The organism is Paenarthrobacter sp. YIM B13468 (genome assembly GCF_042788025.1).
Classification (GTDB): domain Bacteria; phylum Actinomycetota; class Actinomycetes; order Actinomycetales; family Micrococcaceae; genus Arthrobacter; species Arthrobacter aromaticivorans.
Genome location: NZ_JBHZPI010000021.1, coordinates 13109 through 36302, shown reverse-complemented (window position 1 = coordinate 36302; position 23194 = coordinate 13109). Strand labels below are relative to the sequence as shown.

Sequence of the window (23194 nt, the reverse complement as noted above, 5' to 3'; positions counted from 1 at the left end):
CAGGAGCCATCAACATGCCCAGCGCCAACAACACGTCCCTTGATCAGTACGAGGTCTGGTTCCTCACCGGCAGCCAGCACCTCTACGGCGAAGATGTCCTCAAGCAGGTCGCCTCGCAATCGCAGGAGATTGCCAACGCCCTCAACGATTCCTCGGACGTGCCGGTCAAACTCGTCTGGAAGCCGGTCCTCACGGATTCCGACGCCATCCGACGCACCGCGCTGGAAGCAAACTCCAACGACTCCGTGATCGGCGTGACCGCCTGGATGCACACGTTCAGCCCGGCCAAGATGTGGATCCAGGGCCTGGACGCCCTGCGCAAGCCGCTCCTGCACCTGCACACGCAGGCCAACCGTGACCTGCCCTGGGCCGATATCGATTTCGACTTCATGAACCTGAATCAGGCAGCCCACGGCGACCGCGAATTCGGGTATATCCAGTCGCGCCTCGGCGTGCCGCGGAAGACCGTCGTCGGGCATGTCAGCAATCCTGAGATCGCCCGCCAGGTGGGCGCTTGGCAGCGTGCATCGGCCGGTTGGGCGGCTGTGCGGACGCTGAAGCTGACCCGTTTCGGTGACAACATGCGCAACGTCGCCGTCACCGAAGGCGACAAGACCGAAGCCGAGCTCCGCTTCGGCGTCTCGGTCAACACCTGGTCCGTGAACGAGCTCGCCGATGCCGTTCACGGCGCGGCGGAGTCCGACGTGGACGCCCTGGTTGCCGAGTATGAGCGCCTTTACGAGGTGGTTCCGGAACTGCAAAAAGACGGTGCGCGCCACGAATCGCTGCGTTACAGCGCGAGGATCGAACTCGGTCTCCGCAGCTTCCTTGAGGCAAACGGCTCAGCCGCGTTTACGACGTCGTTCGAGGACCTGGGCGAACTCCGTCAGCTCCCCGGCATGGCAGTCCAACGGCTCATGGCCGACGGCTACGGCTTTGGCGCCGAGGGCGACTGGAAGACCGCCATCCTGGTTCGCGCTGCCAAGGTCATGGGCGCGGGCCTGCCCGGCGGGGCTTCGCTCATGGAGGACTACACCTACCACCTCGAGCCGGGCTCGGAGAAGATCCTTGGCGCGCACATGCTCGAGGTTTGCCCGTCCTTGACCGCCAAGAAGCCGCGTGTGGAGATCCACCCGCTGGGCATTGGTGGCAAGGAAGACCCCGTACGCATGGTGTTCGATACGGACGCCGGTCCCGGGATTGTGGTCGCTCTCTCGGACATGCGCGATCGGTTCCGCCTGGTCGCGAACGTGGTGGACGTCGTGGATCTCGACCAGCCACTGCCCAACCTCCCGGTGGCCCGCGCACTGTGGGAGCCCAAGCCCAACTTCGCCACGTCGGCCGCAGCCTGGCTCACTGCCGGCGCCGCCCACCACACGGTCCTGTCCACGCAGGTGGGCCTGGAGGTATTCGAGGACTTCGCCGAAATCGCGAAAACTGAACTCCTTACCATCGACGAGGACACCACCATCAAACAGTTCAAGAAGGAACTGAACTGGAACGCCGCCTACTACAAGCTGGCCGGCGGCCTGTGAGCACCGAATTTAGTCTGAGCGCGGGCGGTTACACGGCTGTTGTGACCGCCCGCGCGGCTGCCTTGCGAGTCTTGCAGTATCAAGGCCGCGACCTCGTGGTTCCCTTTGCGGCCGGCGAAGCAATCCCGGATTACCGGGGAATCATCGCGGCGCCGTGGCCCAACCGGATTGCCGACGGTACCTACCGCTTCGATGGCACGGTGCATCACTTGCCCGTCAACGAACAGGACCGGGGCACATCGTTGCACGGCCTCGCGTTCCCGCTCGACTGGACCCTGAAGGAGTCCGACGCCGGTTCGCTGACCTTGACGTGCACCTTGGGGCCGAGCACGGGTTATCCGTTCGCACTGGAGCTTTCGGCCCGGTACGTGCTGGACGACGCCGGGCTGCACACACGGGTAACTGCCCGCAACGCTGGTGACGCTCCAGCACCGTACGGAGTGTGCCCGCACCCGTATCTGGTGGCCGGTTCTTCGCCTCTGGATCAGTGGGTCCTCGACTTTCCTGCGGATAGCTTCCTTGAGGTAACCCCTGACAGGCTGCTGCCCGTTGGTGTTGTGGCAGTTGAGGGCCACGCTTTCGATTTCCGGACCCCGCGCTCTCTTGGGGGCACCGAGATCGACCACGCCTTCACCGGGATTACCTTCGACGACGGGCTGGCGCGGCTTTCCCTGCGGGACCCGGCGGGTACCGGCGCCGGGATGTCCTGGGACGAAAGCTGCCCGTGGCTGCAGATCCACACGGCAGACAAGCCGGCACCACTCCCGAACCGGCTGGGCCTGGCCGTGGAACCGATGACCTGCCCGCCCGACTCGTTCAACAGTGGTACGGACCTGATCCGGCTGGAACCCGGCGCATCGCATAGCGCAACCTGGACCATCTACGCGCTGTAACGTCCCGCGGCACCCAACTGAGTCGCATTAGTGCGCGTTTTGAAGGCTCATAACGCGCACTACTGCGACTCAGTTGGGTGAGCCGGCCGTGCTTTGGCGCACCACGAGCTCCGGCGTGAACACCACGGCCCGGTGTTTGGTTCCGCCGCTTTCCTGCTCCTCCGCCAGCAACTCGATCGCCGTGCGACCCAAGGCCTCCGTGGGCTGGCGGATGGATGACAAAGGCACCACGGCGGAGACGGCGAAGTCGATGTCGTCGTAACCAATAAGGGCAATGTCCTCAGGGATTTTAACTGTCCGGAGCATGGTCAACGACTGCATAACGCCGAGCGCCAGGAGGTCGTTGGAACAGAACACGGCTTCCGGCCTTTCGCCTGGCGCCCGCTCCACCAGGTCGTTGCCCACTTGGCGCCCGGCAAGGACGGTCTGACCTGCGGAGTCCAGGACCTCAATCGTCGCTCCTGCTGCTTCTGCGACTGCCCGTTGCGCGCCGCTGAGTCGGTTGGCTACCTGGCGAATTGATGGGGTGCCAACAAAAGCCAGACGACGGCGGCCCGTGTCCAGCAGGTGCCGGGCGGCAAGATATCCGCCTTCTTGGTCATCCACCGAAACTGAGCTGCACCGGTCGGTATCGGCGAGTTGGTCCACCAGGACAGTTGGCACGCCACGTTCGCGCAGCGTATCGATCCGATCCGCAACGTCCCCTACAGGCGAGATCAGCAGACCCTGGACACGCTGTTCCTGGAACAGGTCCATGTAGTGCGCTTCACGGGAAGCATCCTGGCCGCTGTCCCCCACCAACACCACGCTACCCAGAGCTGTAGCCGCATCTTCTGCGGCACGAGCAACCGAGGAGAAGAACGGGTTGCCCACGTCCAGCACGATCAATCCGATGGTCCGGCTCTGCCCTGCCCGGAGTTGACGGGCGGCGTCGTTCCGGACGAAACCGAGTTCGGCGATGGATTTGAGGACGCGTTCCTTGGTCCGTTGCGATACGCGGTCCGGATAATTCAGCACGTTGGAAACAGTTCCCACGGCTACTTGTGCGTGGGTGGCAACGTCTTTGATGCTCGCTGTCTGGGACATGCTTTCCAATCTCCGCTGGTTGTCATCGATATGCAGGAAACGCCTTGACACCCTCCTTCTTGCGAGGGTAATTTGAATCGTAACAAATGAAACGATTCAAAGACGAGTGACCTGGAGAACCGCACATGAGGGTCTGTTTCCGCTCTTCCGTCCAGCCGGAGTTGATGGACGAATACAAGCGCCGGCATGCAGCCGTTTGGCCGGAGATGCTGCACGCCCTCAAGGACGCGGGATGGAACAACTACTCCCTCTTCCTGGCTTCCGATGGCCAGCTGATCGGATACCTGGAATGCGATGACTACCAGGCGGTCCAAGCCCGCATGGCACTAACGGACGTCAACGCCCGCTGGCAGGCCGAGATGGCAACCCTGTTCTCGAACGGCGACCTTCCTCCGGACCAGGGATTCGAAATCGTCGAAGAAGTTTTCAATCTTGAGGACCAGTTGGCCGCCGCGAACGGCGTCACAAACTCCGCCGCCCCAGTACATACAAACACCACCACCGGACACCAGAAGGAACAAGCATGAACACCACAGAGTCGGCCGCCACAGAGTCGGCCCTGGGCCGCCTGGGAGAACTGGCCATTGAAGTGCCGTCCTGGGCCTACGGAAATTCGGGGACACGGTTCAAGGTCTTCGGCACACCCGGTACCCCGCGCACCGTCCAGGAAAAGATCGCCGACGCCGCCAAGGTCCACGAGCTGACAGGCCTTGCGCCCACAGTCGCCCTGCACATTCCTTGGGACAAGGTTGATGACTACTCTGCGCTGCGGTCGTTTGCAGAAGGTCTGGGCGTTGGACTGGGCACCATCAACTCCAACACGTTTCAGGACGACGAGTACAAATTCGGTTCCCTGACGTCCTCCAACGAGTCCGTGCGCCGCCGTGCGATCGACCACCACCTTGAGTGCATCCAGATCATGCATGCCACCGGATCAAGGGACCTGAAGATCTGGTTGGCCGATGGCACCAACTACCCCGGCCAGGACGATATGCGCGGCCGGCAGGACCGCCTCGCGGAATCCCTTCAGGAGATCTACGCGGCCCTCGGTGATGAACAGCGCCTGGTGTTGGAGTACAAGTTCTTCGAGCCGGCTTTCTACCACACCGATGTTCCGGACTGGGGCACCTCCTACGCGCAGACCCTTGCCCTGGGCGATAAGGCGTTCGTTTGCCTCGACACCGGCCACCACGCTCCAGGGACCAACATCGAGTTCATCGTGATGCAGCTGCTGCGCCTGGGCAAGCTGGGATCCTTCGACTTCAACTCCCGCTTCTACGCCGATGACGATCTCATTGTTGGCGCAGCCGATCCGTTCCAGCTGTTCCGCATCATGCACGAAGTGATCCGCGGCGGCGGCTTCGGCAAGGATTCAGGCGTTGCCCTGATGCTGGACCAGTGCCACAACCTGGAAGAGAAGATCCCGGGTCAGATCCGCTCGGTCCTGAACGTCCAGGAAATGACGGCCCGCGCACTGCTCGTGGATACTGCCGCACTGTCCGAGGCACAGCGAGCCGGGGATGTCCTGGCCGCAAACGGCATTTTCAACGATGCCTTCTACACCGATGTCCGCCCGGTCCTGGCCGAGTGGCGTGAATCCCGCGGCCTGCCCGCCGACCCGATCGCTGCCTACAAGGCCAGCGGCTACCAGAAGAAGATCAACGAGGACCGCGCTGGCGGCCAGCAAGCCGGATGGGGCGCATAAGCATGACCACGCATGAAACCAACAAAACTGTTGAAGACCTGATCACCCGTTCCAACCGCCTCGGCGCGGACAAGCGGAACACCAACTTCGCCGGCGGCAACACCTCCGCCAAGGGGGTCGAGAAGGACCCTGTCACCGGCCAGGACGTCCAGCTGCTGTGGGTCAAGGGCTCCGGCGGCGACCTCGGCACGCTGAAGGCGGAGAACCTCGCTGTACTCCGGCTGGACCGGTTGCAGGCACTGAAGTCCGTTTACCCCGGCGTCGAGCGTGAAGACGAAATGGTGGCCGCGTTCGATTACTGCCTGCACGGCAAGGGCGGCGCGGCTCCCTCGATCGATACCGCCATGCACGGCCTGGTGGACGCTGCGCATGTTGACCACCTGCACCCCGACTCGGGCATCGCGATTGCGACGGCGGTGGACGGCGAGGCGCTGACGTCAAAGGTATTCGGGGACAAAGTTGTGTGGGTTCCCTGGCGTCGCCCCGGTTTCCAGCTGGGCTTGGACATCGCCGCGATCAAGGAAGCAAACCCGCAGGCCATCGGCACCATTCTTGGCGGGCACGGCATCACGGCGTGGGGTGCCACCAGCGAAGAGGCTGAGGCCAACTCGCTGTGGATCATCGACCAGGCAGAGAAGTTCATCGCGGAGAACGGCAAGGCCGAGCCTTTCGGTCCCGCCCTGCCGGGTTACGGCGCCCTCCCCGAGAACGAACGCCGCGCCAAAGCGGCAGCCCTGGCCCCTGTAATCCGCGGCCTGGCCTCCACGGACAAACCGCAACTGGGGCACTTCAGTGATGACGCCGTCGTGCTTGACTTCCTTGAATCCTCCGAGCACCCGCGGCTCGGCGCGCTCGGCACCTCCTGCCCGGACCATTTCCTGCGCACCAAGGTCAAGCCCCTGATCCTGGACCTTCCCGCGGACGCGTCAATCGAAGATGCGGTGAACCGGTTGAAGGAACTCCACGCCGAATACCGTCAGGATTACCAGGCCTACTACGACCGCCACGCCGACTCAGATTCACCCGCATTGCGCGGAGCCGACCCGGCGATCGTGCTCATCCCCGGCGTCGGCATGTTCTCCTTCGGCAAGGACAAGCAGACCGCACGCGTTGCCGGCGAGTTCTACATCAACGCCATCAACGTGATGCGCGGCGCCGAGGCCATCTCCACCTACGCCCCGATCGAGGAATCCGAGAAATTCCGCATCGAGTACTGGGCACTGGAAGAAGCCAAGCTCGCCCGCATGCCCAAGCCCAAGTCCCACGCCACCCGCATCGCACTGGTGACCGGCGCGGCGTCGGGCATTGGCAAGGCGATCGCCACCCGTTTGGCGGCCGACGGCGCGTGCGTAGTGATTGCCGACCTGAACCTTGAGAACGCCCAGGCTGTAGCCGCGGAACTGGGCGGATCCGACGTCGCCATCGGCGTCCAGGCTGACGTAACCAACGAAGCCCAGATCGCAGCCGCGATCCAGGAAGCCGTGCTCGCGTTCGGGGGCTTGGACCTGGTGGTCAACAACGCTGGCCTGTCCATCTCCAAGCCGTTGCTCGAAACCACCGAGAAGGACTGGGACCTCCAGCACAACGTCATGGCCAAGGGCTCGTTCCTGGTGTCCAAGGCCGCGGCCAAGGTCATGATCGACCAGGGCATGGGCGGAGACATCATCTACATCTCCTCCAAGAACTCCGTGTTCGCCGGTCCGAACAACATCGCCTACTCCGCCACCAAAGCCGACCAAGCCCACCAGGTCCGCCTGCTCGCTGCTGAACTGGGCGAGTTCGGCGTGCGCGTCAACGGCATCAACCCCGACGGCGTGGTCCGTGGCTCCGGCATCTTCGCCGGCGGCTGGGGCGCCAAACGCGCAGCGGTTTACGGTGTGGACGAGCAGGAACTGGGCAAGTACTATGCCCAGCGCACACTGCTGAAGCGGGAGGTGCTGCCGGAACACGTTGCCAACGCCGTCTCCGTGCTCACCAGCAATGAGCTGTCCCACACCACCGGCCTGCACATCCCCGTGGACGCGGGCGTTGCTGCCGCCTTCCTGCGCTAGGGCTGCCAGATGGTCAAAGGAACCACCGCGAACAGCAAAGCAGTCTTCGCGGCAGTGGATATTGGCGCCTCTTCCGGTCGCGTCATGCTGGGCCGCGTCTCGCCCACTTCGGGTGTGGCCCTCGAGACCATCCACCGCTTCCCCAACGGAGTTGTAGAGCTCGACGGCGGCCTCCGCTGGGACTTCGACGCCCTCTTCGCGGAGGTACTCAATGGCTTGTCCGCCGCCGCTGCCGTCGCGAGTGGGAATGGTGAGCGCATCCTCAGCATTGGCATCGACACTTGGGCAGTGGACTATGGCCTGGTGAACGACGCCGGTGAACTCACCACGCAACCGTACAGCTATAGGGACGAGCGCAGCCGGGCGACGGTGGAACGCGTGCACTCTGCGATCTCCCCGGAGAAGTTATATGCCACAACGGGTTTGCAATACCTGCAGTTCAACACGCTGTACCAGCTGGCAGCGGAACCAAAGCTGGATGGTTTGCAGGCTCTCCTCATCCCGGACCTGATCGCCTTCCTGCTCACGGGAGAACGCCGGACGGAGGCTACAAACGCCTCCACCACAGGGCTCTTCAATGCTGAGACGGGAGAGTGGGCCACCGAGTTCCTCGACGCACTGGGCCTGCCGGGAGACATCTTCCCTCCGCTCATCCAACCCGGCGAAACCGTGGGCACGCTGCTGCCCTCGGTGCTTGAGCAAACAGGGCTGCCCTCGGACACGGTAGTGGTGGCAGTGGGTTCGCATGACACCGCTTCGGCTGTCGCGGCTGTCCCCGCTGAAGTGCCGGATTTCGCCTACATTTCCTCGGGAACGTGGTCCCTGGTGGGGGTGGAGCTGGACGCTCCCGTGCTCAGCGAAGCAAGCCGTAAGGCCAACTTCACCAACGAACGCGGCGTGGACAGCACCATCCGGTACCTGCGGAATGTCGGCGGGCTCTGGCTGCTCAGCGAGTGCCAACGTGCTTGGGCGGCGCAAGGGTTCAGCCAATCGCTGACCTCGCTGCTGAACGCGGCCGCCGCTCTTTCCGCCGACGGTCCACGAATCAACGCCGACGACCCGGCCTTCACAGCTCCGGACAACATGCCGGACCGCATTCGCGCAGCCGTGCGGAACACAGGTTCCGTGCTTGCGGACCGGCCTGCCGCCGTCGTGCGTTGCATCATGGACAGCCTCGCCGCCGGTTACGCCCGCACATTGGCCGACGCCGAGCGGCTCACCGGCCGCAGCACCAGCGTGGTGCACATTGTGGGCGGCGGTTCGCAGAACCGGCTCCTATGCCAACTGACAGCGGACGCCACTGGGAAGCCCGTGATCGCCGGGCCCATTGAGGCGACGGCGCAGGGCAACGTCCTGGTTCAGGCCCGCGCGGCAGGAGTGGTGACCGGTGGGCTCAAGGAACTGCGTGCCCAGGTGGCGGCGGGAACAGAGCTGGAGCGTTACGAACCGGCAGGGGCGCTGGTGTAACGAATGGTCAGGCGATGACCGTCATGACGTTCCAGCCAACCCCCACCAGCACTCGGGGCAGGTATCCGCCCGATGGCCTCCCGGGATACAGCCAGAGATTTCCGGTGCCGTCGCGGGCCAGGAGGTCTGGCTGGTCGTCGCTGTCGAAGTCCCCTGGGGTCACCATTGCGGTCATCCCGTTCCACTCGATCCCCACCAGCATCCTGCTGCGCCATTCCCCGGCTGTGGTCCGTTGGTAAAGCCAAAGGGTGCCTGCGCGATCCCGGGCGAGGATGTCATTGCCGGCTTCATTAGTATTGCCCGGACCGAGGATCGCCGTCATCTCGTTCCACCCCGTGCCGATCCTGGTACGGGGCAGCCAGCCGCCGGTGCCGTCGCCGGGATAAAGCCACAAATCACCGGCACCGTCACGGGCGACTATGTCCGTCTTGCCATCGAAGTTGAAATCTCCGGGGGTGACGACGGCGGTCATCGAGTTCCAGCCCGTACCCACCTTGGACCGGGGCAGCCAGTCCGAGGCCCCGTTTCCGGGGTACAGCCAGAGGTCGCCGACACCGTCGCGCGCCAGGATGTCCGGAAAGTGGTCGCCGTTGAAGTCCCCCGGGGTGGCGATGAGGTTCATGACGTTCCAGCCGGAGCCCACCTGCTTGCGTGGGAGCCAGCCTGTGTTGGCGTTGCCAGGGTAGAGCCACAACGCACCGTTCCCGTCCCTGGCCAGGACGTCGGTGGCGCCGTCCGAGTTGTAGTCCTTGCGGATATGTTCAATGACCGGGGCGCGGAGAACCAAGATCCTGTTTCCGTCGATGAACGTCCCGTAGCCTTTGCTTCCGCCCGGCTCGAGGATGAAATTCTCGGGATTCTCACCCATGAACTCCGTTCCCAGGAATTTCTGCGAAGGCAAGGCCCTGACCACGGCAAAGGTTCCCACTATGTAGAGCCGGGTGCCATCCACACTGACCCGCACTACGGGCTTGTCCCGCCCTACGTACCCGTTCTCGAGTGCCGTGGAGGTGTTGTTAACGAGGTCCAACGTGACCACGAAATAGGCGCCAGCTTCGAAGCGACCGTTGACGTATCTGCCGGGTTCCTGATCCACCGCGTAGCCGGTTTTGCCGTCGGGAGTCAGTGCGGGCAGGGACGGCTCACTCGTCGTTCTAATGGTCCCGACCAACGCGTCGGTAGCAACGGACATCACGGAAAGACCGCTTTCCTGGGTACTGCTGAAGGTGAAGTAGACCCGGGATCCGTCCGCCGACAAGGCTCCGCCGTAAACCCCCACGGGGACCGGGACAGTTTTGCTGACCGTGTTCGTTGCAGCGTTGATGACGGTGACGGTGTCATCAAACAAGTTCGGGACATAGACTTTCGCGCCATCGGCTACGATGACTGGCCTGCCGGGGCCCGACCCCACCGGCAACACCGTTTTGATTTTCCTGGCAGCGACGTCAATGACAACCACGGAGCCGGCCGATAGGGATTCGTCCGACACGTACACGGTGGCGCCGTCCGGCGAAACAGCCAATTTCCCGGCTTTTTCCATGGGTACCGCACCAGTGACCCGCATCGAAGCCACGTCAATGATCGTCACGTTCGGAATACCAATGCCGGCAGCTACGAAAGCGGTCGTTTCGTCCCGTGAGAGGACCATGTCACCTGCGCCGGGAACGTCCACACTCGCAACGACGGTGTCGCTGGCAACGTCGATCGCGTGGAACTTATCGCGGCCCGCCACGAAGGCACGCGACCCGTCGCCGTTGAACGCAATGGATCGGGCAGGTACGGCAATGCTGGACGGCGGCTCGAGGGTCGCCGTCGGAACGGCGCTGCCTGGGGCCAGGGCTTGTGGGAAGGCCACGGGCTCCGCGTTGGCTGCGGGTATGAATCCTGTCACCATCACAAATGCCATGACCACGGCGGCTACGCCCACACGGATGTTCGGCGCGCGGAAAAGCCCTTTACTTGAACCCATGAATCCCCCCGGCTTCCTGCGTCGCGGATCTGAGCATCCGACCCCGATCGTCAAACAGTATCGATGGGCGGCGGCAAAAACCAGAGGCGTCTGGTACGTCACAGCGCCGGATGAGGGTGCCGCGCTAAACTGATCGCATTATGATCCGCACAATGTTCAAGTCCAAGATCCACCGCGCAACGGTGACCCATGCCGATCTTCACTACGTCGGCTCGGTCACTGTCGACCTTGACCTGCTGGACGCGGCTGACATCCTTCCGGGCGAACTCGTCTCCATCGTGGACGTCACCAATGGTGCCCGGCTGGAAACCTACACCATCGCCGGCGAGCGCGGTTCCGGCGTCATCGGGATCAACGGCGCGGCTGCCCACCAGGTTCATGTAGGGGATGTCGTCATCCTCATCACCTATGCGGAGATGACCACTGAAGAGGCCCGGGCCTACGAACCCAAGGTTGTGCACGTTGGTAAGGACAACCAGATCCTTCAGCTCGGCAACGACCCCGCCGAAGGCCACACCCCCGGGCTTATGCGCCCGCCGCACGCGCTGAGCAACGCAGCGCACCTCAGTTAACCCGGCCAAAAGCCAAACCTCGACGTCGGCACTCACCAGAGTGCCGACGTCGAGCGCGTTTCGGGTTGTTTTAGACAACGACAGGAGCTTGGAAGGGTGACCTCGCGTCGTTGCCAAGGGCGGATGCTGCTTCGCGGGCTGCGTCAAAGCCGCTCTCGATGGCACCGTCGATGAACCCTCCCCAGCCGTTGGCGAAGTCAGATCCCGCGAGGCGGATTCTTCCCTCCGGCCGCTGGAGTTCCGCCAGGGACCGGGTCAGGTACCCCGTGTAGTGCATGGGCCAGGTGGAGCGGGCATATTCGTCGGCCACCCAGTCGTGTCCGGCCACATCGAGCACTTTCAACCCCGGGACAATGGCGTCAAGGTGACGTTGTGCTGCGGCGGCGTCGGTGAGGTCCACGGCCCCGGCGTCGGGCCCGAAGCAGACCAGGGTGGTGGTGTCATGGTCGATGTACTCGGCTTGGACGAAGTTCAGGGCGGCTGTCTCAGGACCGAACGCGACGAACCTCTCCTGCCGGCCTTGCACCCTGATCCACAGTTTTGCGCCCAAGCCCGCCTGTCCCCTTGCTGCCGCCTCCTTCTTCCCGCGCGACAGCGGGGGTTGGATATCAATGTGGTTGAGCACGCTGAGCGGTAGCGCGAGAATGAGCTGACGGGCCGTGTATTGCTTGCCCGCGACAGTAGTCACAAGGACTCCCTTGTCATCCTGTTTGATGGAACACACCACCTGATTCAGCCGCAGCTCGGCTGTTGAGTCCGCAAGGATCGCTTCGGCGAGGCGGCGGGTGCCGCCGTCGATCTTGAAGCTAGCGCACGCCTCGAACATCAGCTTCCAGTCCCCACTTGCCACGGCGCACCAGCGCAATGCCTGGGAGTACGCCGCTTGGTCCAGCTTGCCGTTGAAATTCAACGTCCAGAAAGACCTCAGCAGCTGGCGCTGGTCCTCGGGGAGATCCAATCGGTCGATTGCTTCCGAGAGTGTGAGCTCGTCGATATCCGCCACATCAGGGTTATCCAGAGGTGACCACGGAAGGGGAAAATAGCGCCGGGCCGCAGCAAGGAGCATTCGATTCGGACCATCCAGCAATTCCAGCAAGCTTTCTGCGGTGCCTTGATGCCTCTGTCCGTTTACGGTCCAGGAAGCCTGGGTGAATTCCGGCCCGGGCAGGGCCTTGATGCCATACCGGCCCATTGCCGCCCAGACAAAAGGCTGGGTCCAGTGCACCCAGGTGCCACCGAGTTCCAGGTCCCGGCCAAGGTGCTCCGCCAGGTGGGTCCGTCCGGCGATGCGGTCTTTCGCCTCCAGCAGTATGGTGCGGTGTCCGCTGCGGGACAGCTCCCTTGCTGCTGTGAGACCGGCGAAACCAGCCCCAATAACAATGACGTCGGAGGTTTCCACTGTGCCCCGTTCTTCAGCTGTAGACGAAGAATTCAACGGTCGGTTCCAAGACACTCCAGCGGGTCATTGCCCCCTTGGACAGCGAGGCCATGGACCCTTCCTTCAGCTCAAGGGTGGTCGCGCCCTTGACCTCGATGCGGAGATGACCGGACACGATGTAAATGGTTTCATCCTGGTCAATCGGAAGGTCGAACGGTTCCGGTGCTTCCTCAGGGGTGACTTTCCAGATGCCGCCGCTAAGCGCCTCATTGCCGTTGTCACCTGGACGCCGAAGCCATTGAACAGTACCGAGTGCAAACGGTTCAAAGGCGGCGTGGTCAAGGCGGGCATGGAAGACCTGGGACATGGTGCTGCTCCTCTGTGGTGGTGGTTGTTGCGCGGAGGTGGACCTCCACAAGCTATGTGTGGGGTATCAGTGTTTGTGGGTGTCCTGCGGGTAGCTCGTGGTGTTCAGGACCGTGAGCCTGGAGTTGAACGGCAAAGTAACTGGTTCAGCGGAGGGATTGTCCCAGCCGAACATCCGCCCGATGGAGCGCTGCTCGCGCAGATCGATCAAGAGCACCGCTTCAACAGTCATCACCTGTTCGGTCCAGAAAAAGATGTAGAGATCCTCCGCCACTGCCCAAGTCATGCAGCGGTCCGTATCAGCGAGCCCTGCTTCCCCTCCCCGGACACAGTGCCACGTGAACGTTCCCTGATTCAGGTAGATGTGCTCGTACGATTCGATGTCGCTGTAGCGATAGAAGATGCGTTTTCCTACGAGGTCCGCCGATCGTTGGTGCACTGTGGGCTGGCCGCTGGTGTTGGAATGTGTGAAGTCGGTATGACCCCGGACTTTCCCGTCCGAGCGGACAAATCCGGAGACGGCAGCGGTGATGGCTCCTGTGGATTGGTCAAAGATAACGGTGACATTTTCGGCGTCGGCGTCTTTGCCGCGAACGAAATCGATGATGAAAATTCCCGGGCGGGCTTCAATCGCCTTATAGGCAGCGGTCCCGCTGGCCGTGCCCTCGGTCCAGGTGAGGGTTGACGGGGTGAGGAAGTTGTACTCGCTGGGGGTGCCGTCAGCTGCCTGGAAGGAAACAATTGTGGCGGCCAGTGCAGGTGAAGCAGGCAGGGTCTGAGCCCCGAAGCCGTCCAGCATGGTGGAGACCGGGGGCCATTCTTCCTCGGGGACGTAGTCCTGCAGTTCAGTGGTGGTCATGGGTTTGGTCCTTTTGTTGATGTAGAGAAGCTCAAGGCATTCAGCTCAGACGATTTCTGCGGCGTAGTTGATGGTGGGTTTTTGGGTTCCCCGGATCAGCCCCGCCATGAATATGAGCGGGATGCCCAGGAGGAGCCAGCGGGCCACCCCTCCTGCGCCTCCGAGTAGGACGTCATAGTTGTCCAAGGTGAGGTACCCCACCACAACAAACGCCACGAGGGACAGTGCGGGTGCGATCACTGTGACCCAGATGTTGTCCCGGATCCCTGATCTGGCGAAGTACAGCAGGACCGCAGCGGAGGTCAGCAGCAGGATTGAGATGAAACCTGCTGTTCCCAGCGCCACAAACCAGGCGAAGACGGTGGCGATCGGGTCCGCACCGGCCAGCAGGAAGGCACTAATCACTGCCAGGACAACCAAGGAATTGACCAGGCCGGCAAAGGCGGGCGCCCCGGTCGCGGAAACGGAGGACAGCCTGGCCGGGAGTGCGCCGGACCTGCCGAGCGCAAAGAGGTACCGGGAGAACATGTTGGACAAGCCCAGGAGCATCGCGATGAAGCTCGTGACCACTAAGACCTGCATGGCGAGGCTCAGCCAGGCACCTGCGCTGGATTCGGCGAGGTCGAAGATCATCCCGGACGGATTTGCCGTGGCGATGGCCTGGATCCCGTCAATACCCACCGCTCCGCTGATGGCCCATGTGGACAACATATAGAAGACGCCGATGAAGGCAATGACGAGGTAGGCGGCCCGCGGGATGGTTCGCCGCGGATTCCTGGCTTCTTCGGCGAAGACCACCGTGGCTTCGAAGCTGGTAAAGCAGGCAAAGGCGAACAGCAATGAGATCCCCAGGCCGGGCCCGAAGATGTTCTCACCCGTAAACCCGGCGAACGTAAAGATCCCCAACCCCTTTTGCGCAATCAAAGAGGCAACAAGCGCGGCCACCACCAGCGTTTCGCCAAGGATGAGCACTCCCAGCACCTTCAAGCTGGCGTCCACGCCTTTCATGGTGAGCACAGTGGTGAGCGCCAGGACAGCGACGATCCAAAAGTAGACCGGCAGTCCCACACCCGTGAGGCTTTCCACGAGTTGCTGGGCAAACACACCGAACTGGGACCACAACCCGATCTGGAGGCTGAGATAGGTAAGGATTGCGATTCCCGCGCCACCCGTGGCCCACTTGTTGCCCAAGCCTTTCGCGATGTAGGCAACAAATCCGCCTGCGTTGGTGATGTGCTGGCTCATTCTCAGGTATCCCACCGAAAACAGCGCAACCAAAAGAGCTGCTATGACATACACAACCGGAGTTCCGGGCCCGCTCGCGGAGAAGATGACGGGACTGGCTCCCACAACAGCGGCCATGGGGGCTGCGGCCGCAATGGCGAAGAAGGCTACGGCAACGACGCCTAGCTTGTTCGCCCTGAGCCGGACGGCGCCGGCCGAGGGACCGGCATCTTTGAGACCAGCTGGGGCCGAGGTCTTACTGGATTCGTTCATGAGGCTGTTCTTTCCAAAATGCACTGGCATCATCGCCACTGCGGAGGGATGGGGAGCCCTGCGGCCCGTGGACGAATGCCGGGGCGGTGGGGCTGAAGCTGCTCTTGGCGACGGGTGATCCGGGCCACACTTCAAACTATACGTTTGTATAGTTTGAAGTGTCAACGGGTTCCGTTCCAGAATTTCTCCACGGCTAGACTCGCTATATGAGCCAGGAAGCGCGGAAGTTGCCCTACGGAGACGGTCGGGACGCCCTTTTGGCTGCCGTGCTTGACGTCGTAGCGGAGAAAGGCCTGCGTGGGGCGACCTACAGGTCCGTCGCGACCCGCGCCGGCGTCAACCACGCGCTGATCACGCACCACTTCGGCTCCATGGAAGGCCTCCTGGCCGCCACGATGGAATGGTCAGTCCAGCGGTCCATTGAGGAAACCGGGTTGTCGGGAATCGCGGACTTCGACGGCAACTTCGCCGATACACTCATCGCTACAGTCTCTGCCGAACCTGAACTCCAGTTGTTCCAGTTCGAAATGATCCTCGAATCTAGGCGTAACCCCCAGATCCGTGCGATGGTGGAGCGCCTCTACGCCAACTATGTCAACACCGTTGAAGAGGCCTTGACACGCCGCGGGCTGGATACGGGCAACGAAGCATCCCTGGCCATCTTCGCCGCCCTTGACGGCCTCATGATTCAATTCCTCACCATTGGCGACCCCGCCCGGATCAAGTCCGCCGTCAATCAGGTGGAGCGACTGATCGCCGCTCTGGAATCCGTGAACGGAACGCCGGGAAAGCCGGGAAAAAACTAATGCTCGACGTCGGCACTCACCTGAGTGCCGACGTCGAGCGCGTTTGTACAGCACGATTACTCAGCCGTCCGCATGACGGAACTTTTCCGAGAAAACGCTTACTCAGATCGTATTTATGCCTAAGCTGTTGTTCGTGACCCAACACCTCCCCGCCCGCACGCCCTCATGATCGGCGTCCTGTCCGGGTTCTTCGTGGTGTGGGCCATCATCCTGGTGGGCATGTTCGTTGGGCGTCGCGAAATCCTGGGTGAGAACGCCCGCTCGGTCCTGAGCTCGTTGACGTTCTTCGTCGCAAGCCCGGCGCTACTCTTCGAAACCCTGAGCAAGGCCAAGCTGCACGAGGTATTTGCCGCCCCACTGCTGGTCACTGCGGTGGGGGCCATCATCACTGGTCTGTTGTTCTTCCTGATAGTGAAGTTCTGGCTCAAGCGCACCATGCCCGAAGCCCTGATGTCATCGATGAGTGCTTCCCTGGCCAACTCGGCGAACCTGGGTATCCCGATCGCCGTCTTTGTCCTGGGCGACGCGAGCTATGTGGCGCCGCTGCTGATCTTCCAGCTGGCGTTCTTCACGCCGATGTACTTGATGGCGCTCGATGCCAGCACCAGCACCCACCGCACAACTCCCCTGCGGTTCCTGCTCATGATCGTGAAAAACCCGATGATCGTAGGCTCGGGGCTTGGACTTCTGGTGGCAGGAACTGGTTTCCAGGTACCTACGCTCATTCTGGAACCCATCCACCTGATTGGCGGCGCCGCGATTCCGGCCATGCTCATGGCGTTCGGCATGAGCCTGAACGGATCAAGGCCTTTGCAGAAGGACACCGGACGGCGCCTGGACACGCTGCTGGCCAGCGGGTTCAAGCTGTTCGTGCACCCTTCAATCGCTTATGTGTTTGCCCGCTTTGCCTTGGGGATGGACGGGCATGCCCTCTTCGCCGTGGTGGTGACCGCGGCGCTCCCGACGGCCCAGAACGTGTTCGTCGCCGCCACCCGCTACCGCGCCGGCGTCACCGTTGCCAAGGACACCGTGCTCATCACGACCATCGTCGCCGTGCCAGCGATGATCGCCGTGGCGCTGCTGCTCACCTGATTGCCCCGCCTCCCCCAACTAGGTCGCATTTGTGCGCGTTTTGGGCGCTCAAAACGCGCACAAATGCGACTCAGTTGGGCTACTCGACGTCTGCGCTGGCCAGATAATGGTCAAGGAGCTGTGCACACCGGATGAAGCCCAGGTGGGAGTATGCCTGCGGGTGATTACCCAGGTGCGTTTCCGAGGCAGGATCGTATTCCTCCGGTAGCAGGCCAGTAGGACCAAACAAAGCGACTAGCTGGTTGAACAGCTCCAGAGCATCGTCCAAGCGTCCTACAGCAAGGTACGCCTCGATCAGCCAGGTGGTGCAGATGTGGAAGCCGCCCTCCAAACCCGGCAGGCCGTCGTCGTACCTGTACCTAAAGACGGTGGGACCCACACGCAGTTCGCGCTCAACGGCCGTTACGGTATCCAGGAACCGCTGGTCCTGGACATCCAGCAGGCCGGACAAGCCGATATGCAGCACTGCGGCATCCAGATCAGGGCTGTCATAGGCCACGGTGTAGGACTGCGCGGACTCGTCCCAGCCCTGCCGTAGGACTTCCTTCCGGATCCTGGCAGCTGTCGGCGCCCAGTCCTCGTGCGCCACACGACCATGCAAAGCAGCGGTTCGCAAGGCCCGGTCCAGCGTTACCCAACACATGACCTTGGTGTATACGTGGTGCCGTGGTGGTCTACGAGCTTCCCAGATTCCGTGGTCTGGCTCGTGCCAGCGGGCAATGACGGCGTGGGCCATCTGCTCCATCAGGAACCAGTGGTCATCCGGCAGGTACCCGCGCCGCTCGCCAAGATCGTGAATCAGCTCGGCTATCGGGCCAAAGACGTCCAACTGCACCTGGTGGTCGGCCGCGTTCCCGATCCTCACCGGACGCGAACCGGCATAGCCTGGAAGGCTCTCGACGATCGCTTCCGTGGACAGTGGAGCACCGGTCACCGAGTACAGCGGGTGGAGCCACTCCGGCCCGGGCGCAGTTTCCAGGATGCGGCCAAGCCAGCAGAGGAACCCGTCGGCCTCGTCCGTGGACCCCAAGCTCACCAAGGAATTAACGGTCATGGACCCGTCGCGCAGCCAGCAATACCGGTAGTCCCAGTTGCGCGTCCCGCCGATTCCCTCCGGCAGGGACGTAGTTGGTGCCGCAAGGACAGCACCCGTGGGCTCATGCACCAGCGACCTCAGAACCAGCGCAGAGCGCCGCACCAGTGAGGTCTTGATGGTGGGCAGCTGCAGCGTCTTGACCCACTCCCGCGCAGACTGCCCGACGGCGGCACGCCGCGCCGGCTCTCCAACCGGGTCCGCGGGTGGCGGCTCTGTGTCACCGCAGCGCAGGTTCAGCACCACAGGACCATATTGCAGCGGCACTTCAGCGGTGGCCGTGGCGTACCTGCCGTCGCTGGTGATCTGGAAGGCAACCCCTGGCGCCGAGAGGATGATGGGATCCGAGGTGCCCATGATGTGGACTTCCTCGCCACGGATCTCCATACTGAAGGGCGCAGTGGCATAGTCCGGCCGGGGCGCGAACACTATCCGGGCCGTACCCGTGCCGGACAGAACACGGACCAGGCTGGTGATGCCTTCAGGTGCGGGCTCAAGATAGTCCGTCACGGTGACGTCGGCCCAACGGGTCTCCACGATCATGGTGTTGTCCACATAGCGCTGGGCGAGTACTTGCGAACGCTTGACTGGTTCGATGCTGAAGTGGCCCGCCGGTTCACCGCCCAGGATATGCGCAAACAGGGACCCCGAGTCCGGCAAGGGGTGGGTCATCCAGCAAACCTTGGCGTCAGGGGTGAGCAACGCCGTTGACGTGCCGTTCCCGATCATCGAATGCCGCTCCAGCCCCACGGCGTCCTCGCCGAACAGCCACGCCCGCCGCAGTTCGAACAACAAAGCCAGCACACGTGCAAAGGCTTCCGGATCCGGTATGGTGTGTGCCGCCGTCGTACTCCCGGGCCCGACGTGAAGGCCAAGGTCAGGGCCGCGCAAAGTGGCGAGCGCCTTTTCGTCGCTTTCGGCGTCGCCCGCGTATAGGGCAGCGCTCACACCCAGGCGCGAGCGAAGCTGCTCCAGGGCCTGGCCCTTGGCCGGTTCCTCAACGGTAAGGTCCAGCACGGAGCCGTCGATGATGAAATAGAGCCCGTACTCAATGGCAATCTGCTGGGACCGGAAGATGACGCGTTCCACCACTTCCGGCGTCGCGGGCCGGGTGTGGACAGCAACGCCCACCGGCTTGCGGACGATGCTGATGCCCTTCTCAAAAGCGACCGCTTCAGTCAATGCCGTGGCTACCTGCTGGAGCAGGGTTTCCGTGGCCAGGGACAGGGTATACGCATAGCCCATGTCGAACTCAACGCCGTGGGAGCCCACCAAATGAACCTCCGCAGGCAACCTGGACACCGCCGCCAGGTCGCGCAAGGACCGGCCCGAGATGATGGCCGTATGCGTATTAGGGAGTGCTGCGAGCGCACGGAGAGCCACAGCGGCGCTGTCCAGCGGCAGGGTCTCGGTGGAGGTTCCTTCAGCTGAACAAAGAGTGCCGCCATAGTTGCACGCCACCAGCAAACCCGGGACGCGGGCAATGGCCCTAAGCTCCGCCATCAACTGGGGTGTGATGCCCTGCTGCGCGTCCGTCCGGAGCAAGGTCCGGAGCAGGCCAAGCGGCAGCGAGTTCATCAGCAGCGCAGAGTCTGCGGCTGATTGATTTAAGGGCGTAGGCATAGCGGATCCTTCCACTGCGGATAGCTATAGTCTCCGCCTGTGGAGTTTCGGCGTCATGCCCAAATCATTGCAAATGCGTAAAGCTTTCGAATTTATTTTCGATGCCGGCCGCTACGCCCTCACAAGCCCCGCAACTTCGGCAACCAGTTCCACCGAGCGCAGGCGTTCCTGGGTGCCAATGCTCTGGTGGGCGACGATGAGTTCGTCCGCATCGGAGTGCTTGGCGAACTCGTCAAGGTAGTCGCGCACAACGTCCGGCGTACCGACGGCGGAGTACTTCATCATTTGGGAAATGTGCTGGCCTTGCGGGGAATCCAGCACCATATCCGCTTCGTCATCCGTGAACTGCCGGCCGCCGCCAAAGAACAGCGAGACACGGGCACGCTTCACGGCGAGATGGATCGCCTGGGCCTCGGCATTGCTGTCCGCTGCAGTGACGTTAACCCCTGCGATCACGTGCGGTTCGGACAGCTGTTCCGAGGGCTTGAAGTCCCTGCGGTAAATAGCCACGGCATCCTGCAAGGCGGCAGGCGCGAAGTGCGAAGCGAACGCGTAGGGCAGACCAAGCTGCGCAGCCAGCTGTGCCCCAAACAGCGAGGAACCCAGGATGTACAGCGGCACGTTGGTGCCCTTTCCCGGGGTCGCTTCGACACCCTGGATACGAGTAGGTCCGGTGAGGTAGCCCTGCAGTTCCAGGACATCCTGCGGGAAAGCATCCGAGGACGTATGGTCGCGGCGAAGCGCACGCATGGTGTTCTGGTCACTGCCCGGGGCGCGGCCAAGGCCTAGATCGATGCGTCCCGGGTGCAGGGTCTCCAGGGTGCCGAACTGCTCGGCGATAGTCAACGGCGAGTGGTTGGGAAGCATGACGCCGCCGGCCCCAAGCCGGATGGTGTTCGTGTGGGCGGCGACGTGCGCGATCAGCACACTCGTGGCCGAGGAAGCGATGGCTGACATGTTGTGGTGCTCGGCGTACCAGACCCGGCGATAGCCCAGCTCTTCGGCCTTCTGCGCCATGGCAACGCTGCCGGCGAGGCTTTCCGCCACGGTCTGGCCCTTTCCGATGGTTGCCAGGTCCAGGATGGAAAGAGGAACAGTCACGGGGATGCCTTTCGGTACGTTTCGCGGCACCCGCACTGTTGGTTGGCGGGCACTCTAGCGACAACGACGGCGGTCCCCGGCTTATTTCTGTGAGTTGCGTCGCGCAGGGGCTACTTTCGCCGCGTCCCTGAATCCACGCGCCCTTTTAGAAGTGCGCTGGATCCGTGTTGGCGCCGCAGAGAACGACGGCGACCGTCTCACCATCCTTGGGCACGTACGCACCGGAGAGCAGCGCGGCGTAGGCTGCAGCCGCGCCATGCTCCACCACCATTCGGTACTCCTCCCACAGCGTGCGGCGGGCCTGGACGATGTCCTCGTCGCTGACCAGCACGCTCTGCACACCCGTGCGACGCGCAACACCGAATCCGATCTCCCCGATGCGCCGGGCCCCCAGGGAATCCGCGGCGATTCCGGAAACTGCCACATCCACCGGCTCTCCCTTGGCCAAGGCGGTGTGCAGCGTGGGAACCGTCTCAGGCTCGACGCCCACCACATGTGCCCGGCCTTCAACGGCCGCGGCAATGCCACCCATCAACCCGCCCCCGCCTACAGCAACCAGGATGGTATCGACGTCGGGCAATTCGTCCAGCAGTTCCAGGCCAACGCCGCCTGCGCCGGCCACAATCTCGGGCTGGTCATAGGCGTGGCAATAGACCGCGCCTGTTTCCTCGGCGAACTTCACGGCTGCAGCGTAGGCCTCGGCATACTCAGAGCCTCCTTGGACCACGCTGGCCCCGATGGCGTACAACTTGTGGACCTTGTTGGCAGGTGCGGACTCGGGGACGAATACCGTAGCGGGAACGCCCAGCTTCGAAGCCGCGTAGGCGTTGGCCAGGCCAGCGTTCCCACCGGACGCCACCACAATGCCAACCTCTGGGTTCAGTTCGCCATTCTCCCGCGCCGTGAGCAATCGATTGAACGCGCCCCGGGCCTTGAACGTTCCGGTGTGCTGCATGTACTCGCACTTGAACCAGAGGTGATACGGCTCCTGGTTGCCGCTTTCAGCCACCGGTGTGTGCCGTACCCAGCCTGCCGTCCGTGAGTATGCTGCCTCTACTTCTTCGCGTGTGACCATCGTGTGCTGCACCTTTCGTCCGTTTCATCCTATGGTTCGGGCGGTGGTGCTGGGGCGTCGAACAATGGTCAGCACCGTGGACGGTCAGTGAAGGTTCATTTCTTCTCGTTAACTGCAGCTTCCGTAGTTTCGCGTTGCGTCGCTACCCAGCTGGCGAGGACTTTCAAGGCGTCCTCTGAGGTGGTGTTGGGGTCGGCGGTATAGACGTTGATCCTCAGCCCCGGGTCTGCGGGCAGCTCAAGGGCTTCAAAGGTGAGATCCAGGTCCCCCACCACCGGGTGGTGAAGCCGTTTGCGCCCAGTGCGGTGATACTTCACATCGTGCCGGGCCCAGCGTGTGCGGAACTCTTCGCTGCGGGTGGAGAGTTCACCGATCAGGTCCGTGAGGTCCTTGTCGTAGGGATTTTTCCCCGCGGTGGAGCGCAGAACCGCGACTATGTCATCAGCTGCCCGTTCCCAGTCGGCGAAGAACTCCCGGGCTTTGGGATTCAGGAACGTGAAGCGTGCACTGTTGGGCGGCTTGGTTTCTTCGGCCATCAAATCCATGTACAGGGCGTTGCCCAGCTCGTTGGAGGCCAGGACATCCCCGCGGTCGTTGCGTACCCAGGCCGGCGCAGCGGTGATGGCGTCAATGACGCGCTGGACACTGGGCCTCACTGTCTGCGGGCTGCGCTTGCGCCGCACCCGAGGAGCTGCGGTGGCAGCACGGGCCAAGTCGTATAAGTGGGCGGTCTCGGCCTCGTCGAGCTTCAATGCTCGGCCAAGTGCTTCAAGGACACTGTCCGAGGCGCCGGAAAGGTTTCCCCGCTCAAGGCGGATGTAGTAATCGATACTCATCCCGGCGAGCATCGCGACTTCCTCGCGGCGCAGCCCCGCAACCCGCCGGTTGCCGCCGTACGCGGGAAGCCCGGCCTCCTCAGGGGTGATCCTTGCTCGGCGGGAGGTCAGGAATTTCCGCACATCATCGCTGTGTGTCATGGCCTCCACGCTACGCTGCGGCTCCCCGGCGAGGGAGGGTCTGCCGTTA

Annotated in this window: 19 protein-coding genes; 9 read left to right on the top strand and 10 right to left on the bottom strand. The window is 62.8% G+C overall.

Annotated features, from left to right (window positions below; all coding sequences use genetic code 11):
• Positions 1-14 precede the first annotated feature (14 nt).
• Together araA and ACFX4T_RS18640 are read left to right on the top strand one after the other, a co-directional pair.
• Entirely contained in the window at positions 15-1535 is a 1521-nt protein-coding gene (gene araA / locus ACFX4T_RS18645) for an L-arabinose isomerase (protein ID WP_216927090.1), read from the top strand.
• Positions 1532-2428, top strand: coding sequence for an aldose 1-epimerase family protein (locus ACFX4T_RS18640; RefSeq protein ID WP_377653234.1), 897 nt, complete (start codon positions 1532-1534; stop codon positions 2426-2428). Before araA ends, ACFX4T_RS18640 begins: the two co-directional genes overlap by 4 nt.
• 69 nt (positions 2429-2497) lie before the next feature.
• Here the strand turns inward: ACFX4T_RS18640 and ACFX4T_RS18635 are convergent, their stop codons facing one another.
• Complete coding sequence (locus ACFX4T_RS18635) at positions 2498-3514, bottom strand: LacI family DNA-binding transcriptional regulator (RefSeq protein WP_216927086.1); 1017 nt, start codon at positions 3512-3514, stop codon at positions 2498-2500.
• A gap of 125 nt (positions 3515-3639) precedes the next feature.
• Between ACFX4T_RS18635 and ACFX4T_RS18630 the strand changes: the two genes are divergently transcribed.
• The 4 genes from ACFX4T_RS18630 to ACFX4T_RS18615 are packed head-to-tail and all read left to right on the top strand — an operon-like array spanning position 3640 to position 8737.
• Complete coding sequence (locus ACFX4T_RS18630; RefSeq protein WP_223947099.1) at positions 3640-4041, top strand: L-rhamnose mutarotase; 402 nt, start codon at positions 3640-3642, stop codon at positions 4039-4041.
• Complete coding sequence (gene rhaI, locus ACFX4T_RS18625; RefSeq protein ID WP_223947100.1) at positions 4038-5219, top strand: L-rhamnose isomerase; 1182 nt, start codon at positions 4038-4040, stop codon at positions 5217-5219. The genes ACFX4T_RS18630 and rhaI overlap by 4 nt, the downstream gene beginning before the upstream one ends.
• Before the next feature lie 2 nt (positions 5220-5221).
• On the top strand, positions 5222-7270 hold the full coding sequence (locus ACFX4T_RS18620) for a bifunctional aldolase/short-chain dehydrogenase (protein WP_377653232.1): 2049 nt from the start codon (positions 5222-5224) through the stop codon (positions 7268-7270).
• A gap of 9 nt (positions 7271-7279) precedes the next feature.
• Positions 7280-8737 (top strand): rhamnulokinase family protein, encoded by a 1458-nt coding sequence (locus tag ACFX4T_RS18615; protein WP_223947102.1) that lies wholly within the window; start codon positions 7280-7282, stop codon positions 8735-8737.
• Positions 8738-8744: 7 nt separating this feature from the next.
• Here the strand turns inward: ACFX4T_RS18615 and ACFX4T_RS18610 are convergent, their stop codons facing one another.
• The gene (locus ACFX4T_RS18610) at positions 8745-10706 is read right to left on the bottom strand and encodes an FG-GAP-like repeat-containing protein (protein WP_223947103.1); all 1962 of its coding nucleotides are present in this window, start codon (positions 10704-10706) and stop codon (positions 8745-8747) included.
• A 140-nt stretch (positions 10707-10846) separates the two neighbouring features.
• On the opposite strand from ACFX4T_RS18610, the gene panD reads away from it, so the two are divergent.
• On the top strand, positions 10847-11278 hold the full coding sequence (gene panD, locus ACFX4T_RS18605) for an aspartate 1-decarboxylase (protein ID WP_216927071.1): 432 nt from the start codon (positions 10847-10849) through the stop codon (positions 11276-11278).
• 70 nt (positions 11279-11348) lie between these two features.
• Here panD and ACFX4T_RS18600 read toward each other — a convergent pair whose 3' ends face one another.
• The 4 genes from ACFX4T_RS18600 to ACFX4T_RS18585 form a co-directional block, all read right to left on the bottom strand.
• The gene (locus ACFX4T_RS18600; RefSeq protein ID WP_377653229.1) at positions 11349-12713 is read right to left on the bottom strand and encodes a flavin monoamine oxidase family protein; all 1365 of its coding nucleotides are present in this window, start codon (positions 12711-12713) and stop codon (positions 11349-11351) included.
• A complete protein-coding gene (locus ACFX4T_RS18595) occupies positions 12691-13023 on the bottom strand; it encodes a cupin domain-containing protein (RefSeq protein WP_223947105.1) in 333 nt (110 codons plus the stop codon). The genes ACFX4T_RS18600 and ACFX4T_RS18595 overlap by 23 nt, the downstream gene beginning before the upstream one ends.
• Positions 13024-13089: 66 nt before the next feature.
• Positions 13090-13881: a MoaF C-terminal domain-containing protein gene (locus ACFX4T_RS18590; RefSeq protein WP_223947106.1), complete on the bottom strand. Its 792-nt coding sequence runs from the start codon at positions 13879-13881 to the stop codon at positions 13090-13092.
• Between the two features lie 45 nt (positions 13882-13926).
• On the bottom strand, positions 13927-15378 hold the full coding sequence (locus ACFX4T_RS18585) for an APC family permease (RefSeq protein WP_223947107.1): 1452 nt from the start codon (positions 15376-15378) through the stop codon (positions 13927-13929).
• Positions 15379-15584: 206 nt separating this feature from the next.
• On the opposite strand from ACFX4T_RS18585, the gene ACFX4T_RS18580 reads away from it, so the two are divergent.
• Both ACFX4T_RS18580 and ACFX4T_RS18575 read left to right on the top strand, forming a co-directional pair.
• Positions 15585-16184, top strand: a complete 600-nt coding sequence (locus ACFX4T_RS18580) for a TetR/AcrR family transcriptional regulator (protein WP_223947108.1) — start codon at positions 15585-15587, stop codon at positions 16182-16184.
• Positions 16185-16349: 165 nt separating this feature from the next.
• Positions 16350-17276 carry an AEC family transporter gene (locus ACFX4T_RS18575; RefSeq protein WP_216927069.1) on the top strand — a complete coding sequence of 309 codons (927 nt, stop codon included), beginning with the start codon at positions 16350-16352 and terminating at the stop codon, positions 17274-17276.
• A gap of 79 nt (positions 17277-17355) precedes the next feature.
• Here the strand turns inward: ACFX4T_RS18575 and ACFX4T_RS18570 are convergent, their stop codons facing one another.
• The 4 genes from ACFX4T_RS18570 to ACFX4T_RS18555 form a co-directional block, all read right to left on the bottom strand.
• Positions 17356-19992 carry a trehalase-like domain-containing protein gene (locus tag ACFX4T_RS18570; protein WP_377653225.1) on the bottom strand — a complete coding sequence of 879 codons (2637 nt, stop codon included), beginning with the start codon at positions 19990-19992 and terminating at the stop codon, positions 17356-17358.
• Between the two features lie 111 nt (positions 19993-20103).
• A complete protein-coding gene (locus ACFX4T_RS18565) occupies positions 20104-21093 on the bottom strand; it encodes an LLM class flavin-dependent oxidoreductase (protein ID WP_216927067.1) in 990 nt (329 codons plus the stop codon).
• A 145-nt stretch (positions 21094-21238) separates the two neighbouring features.
• Positions 21239-22168 carry a threonine/serine dehydratase gene (locus ACFX4T_RS18560; protein WP_223947110.1) on the bottom strand — a complete coding sequence of 310 codons (930 nt, stop codon included), beginning with the start codon at positions 22166-22168 and terminating at the stop codon, positions 21239-21241.
• Between the two features lie 95 nt (positions 22169-22263).
• Positions 22264-23145, bottom strand: a complete 882-nt coding sequence (locus ACFX4T_RS18555) for a helix-turn-helix transcriptional regulator (RefSeq protein ID WP_216927065.1) — start codon at positions 23143-23145, stop codon at positions 22264-22266.
• Between the last annotated feature and the right edge of the window lie 49 nt (positions 23146-23194).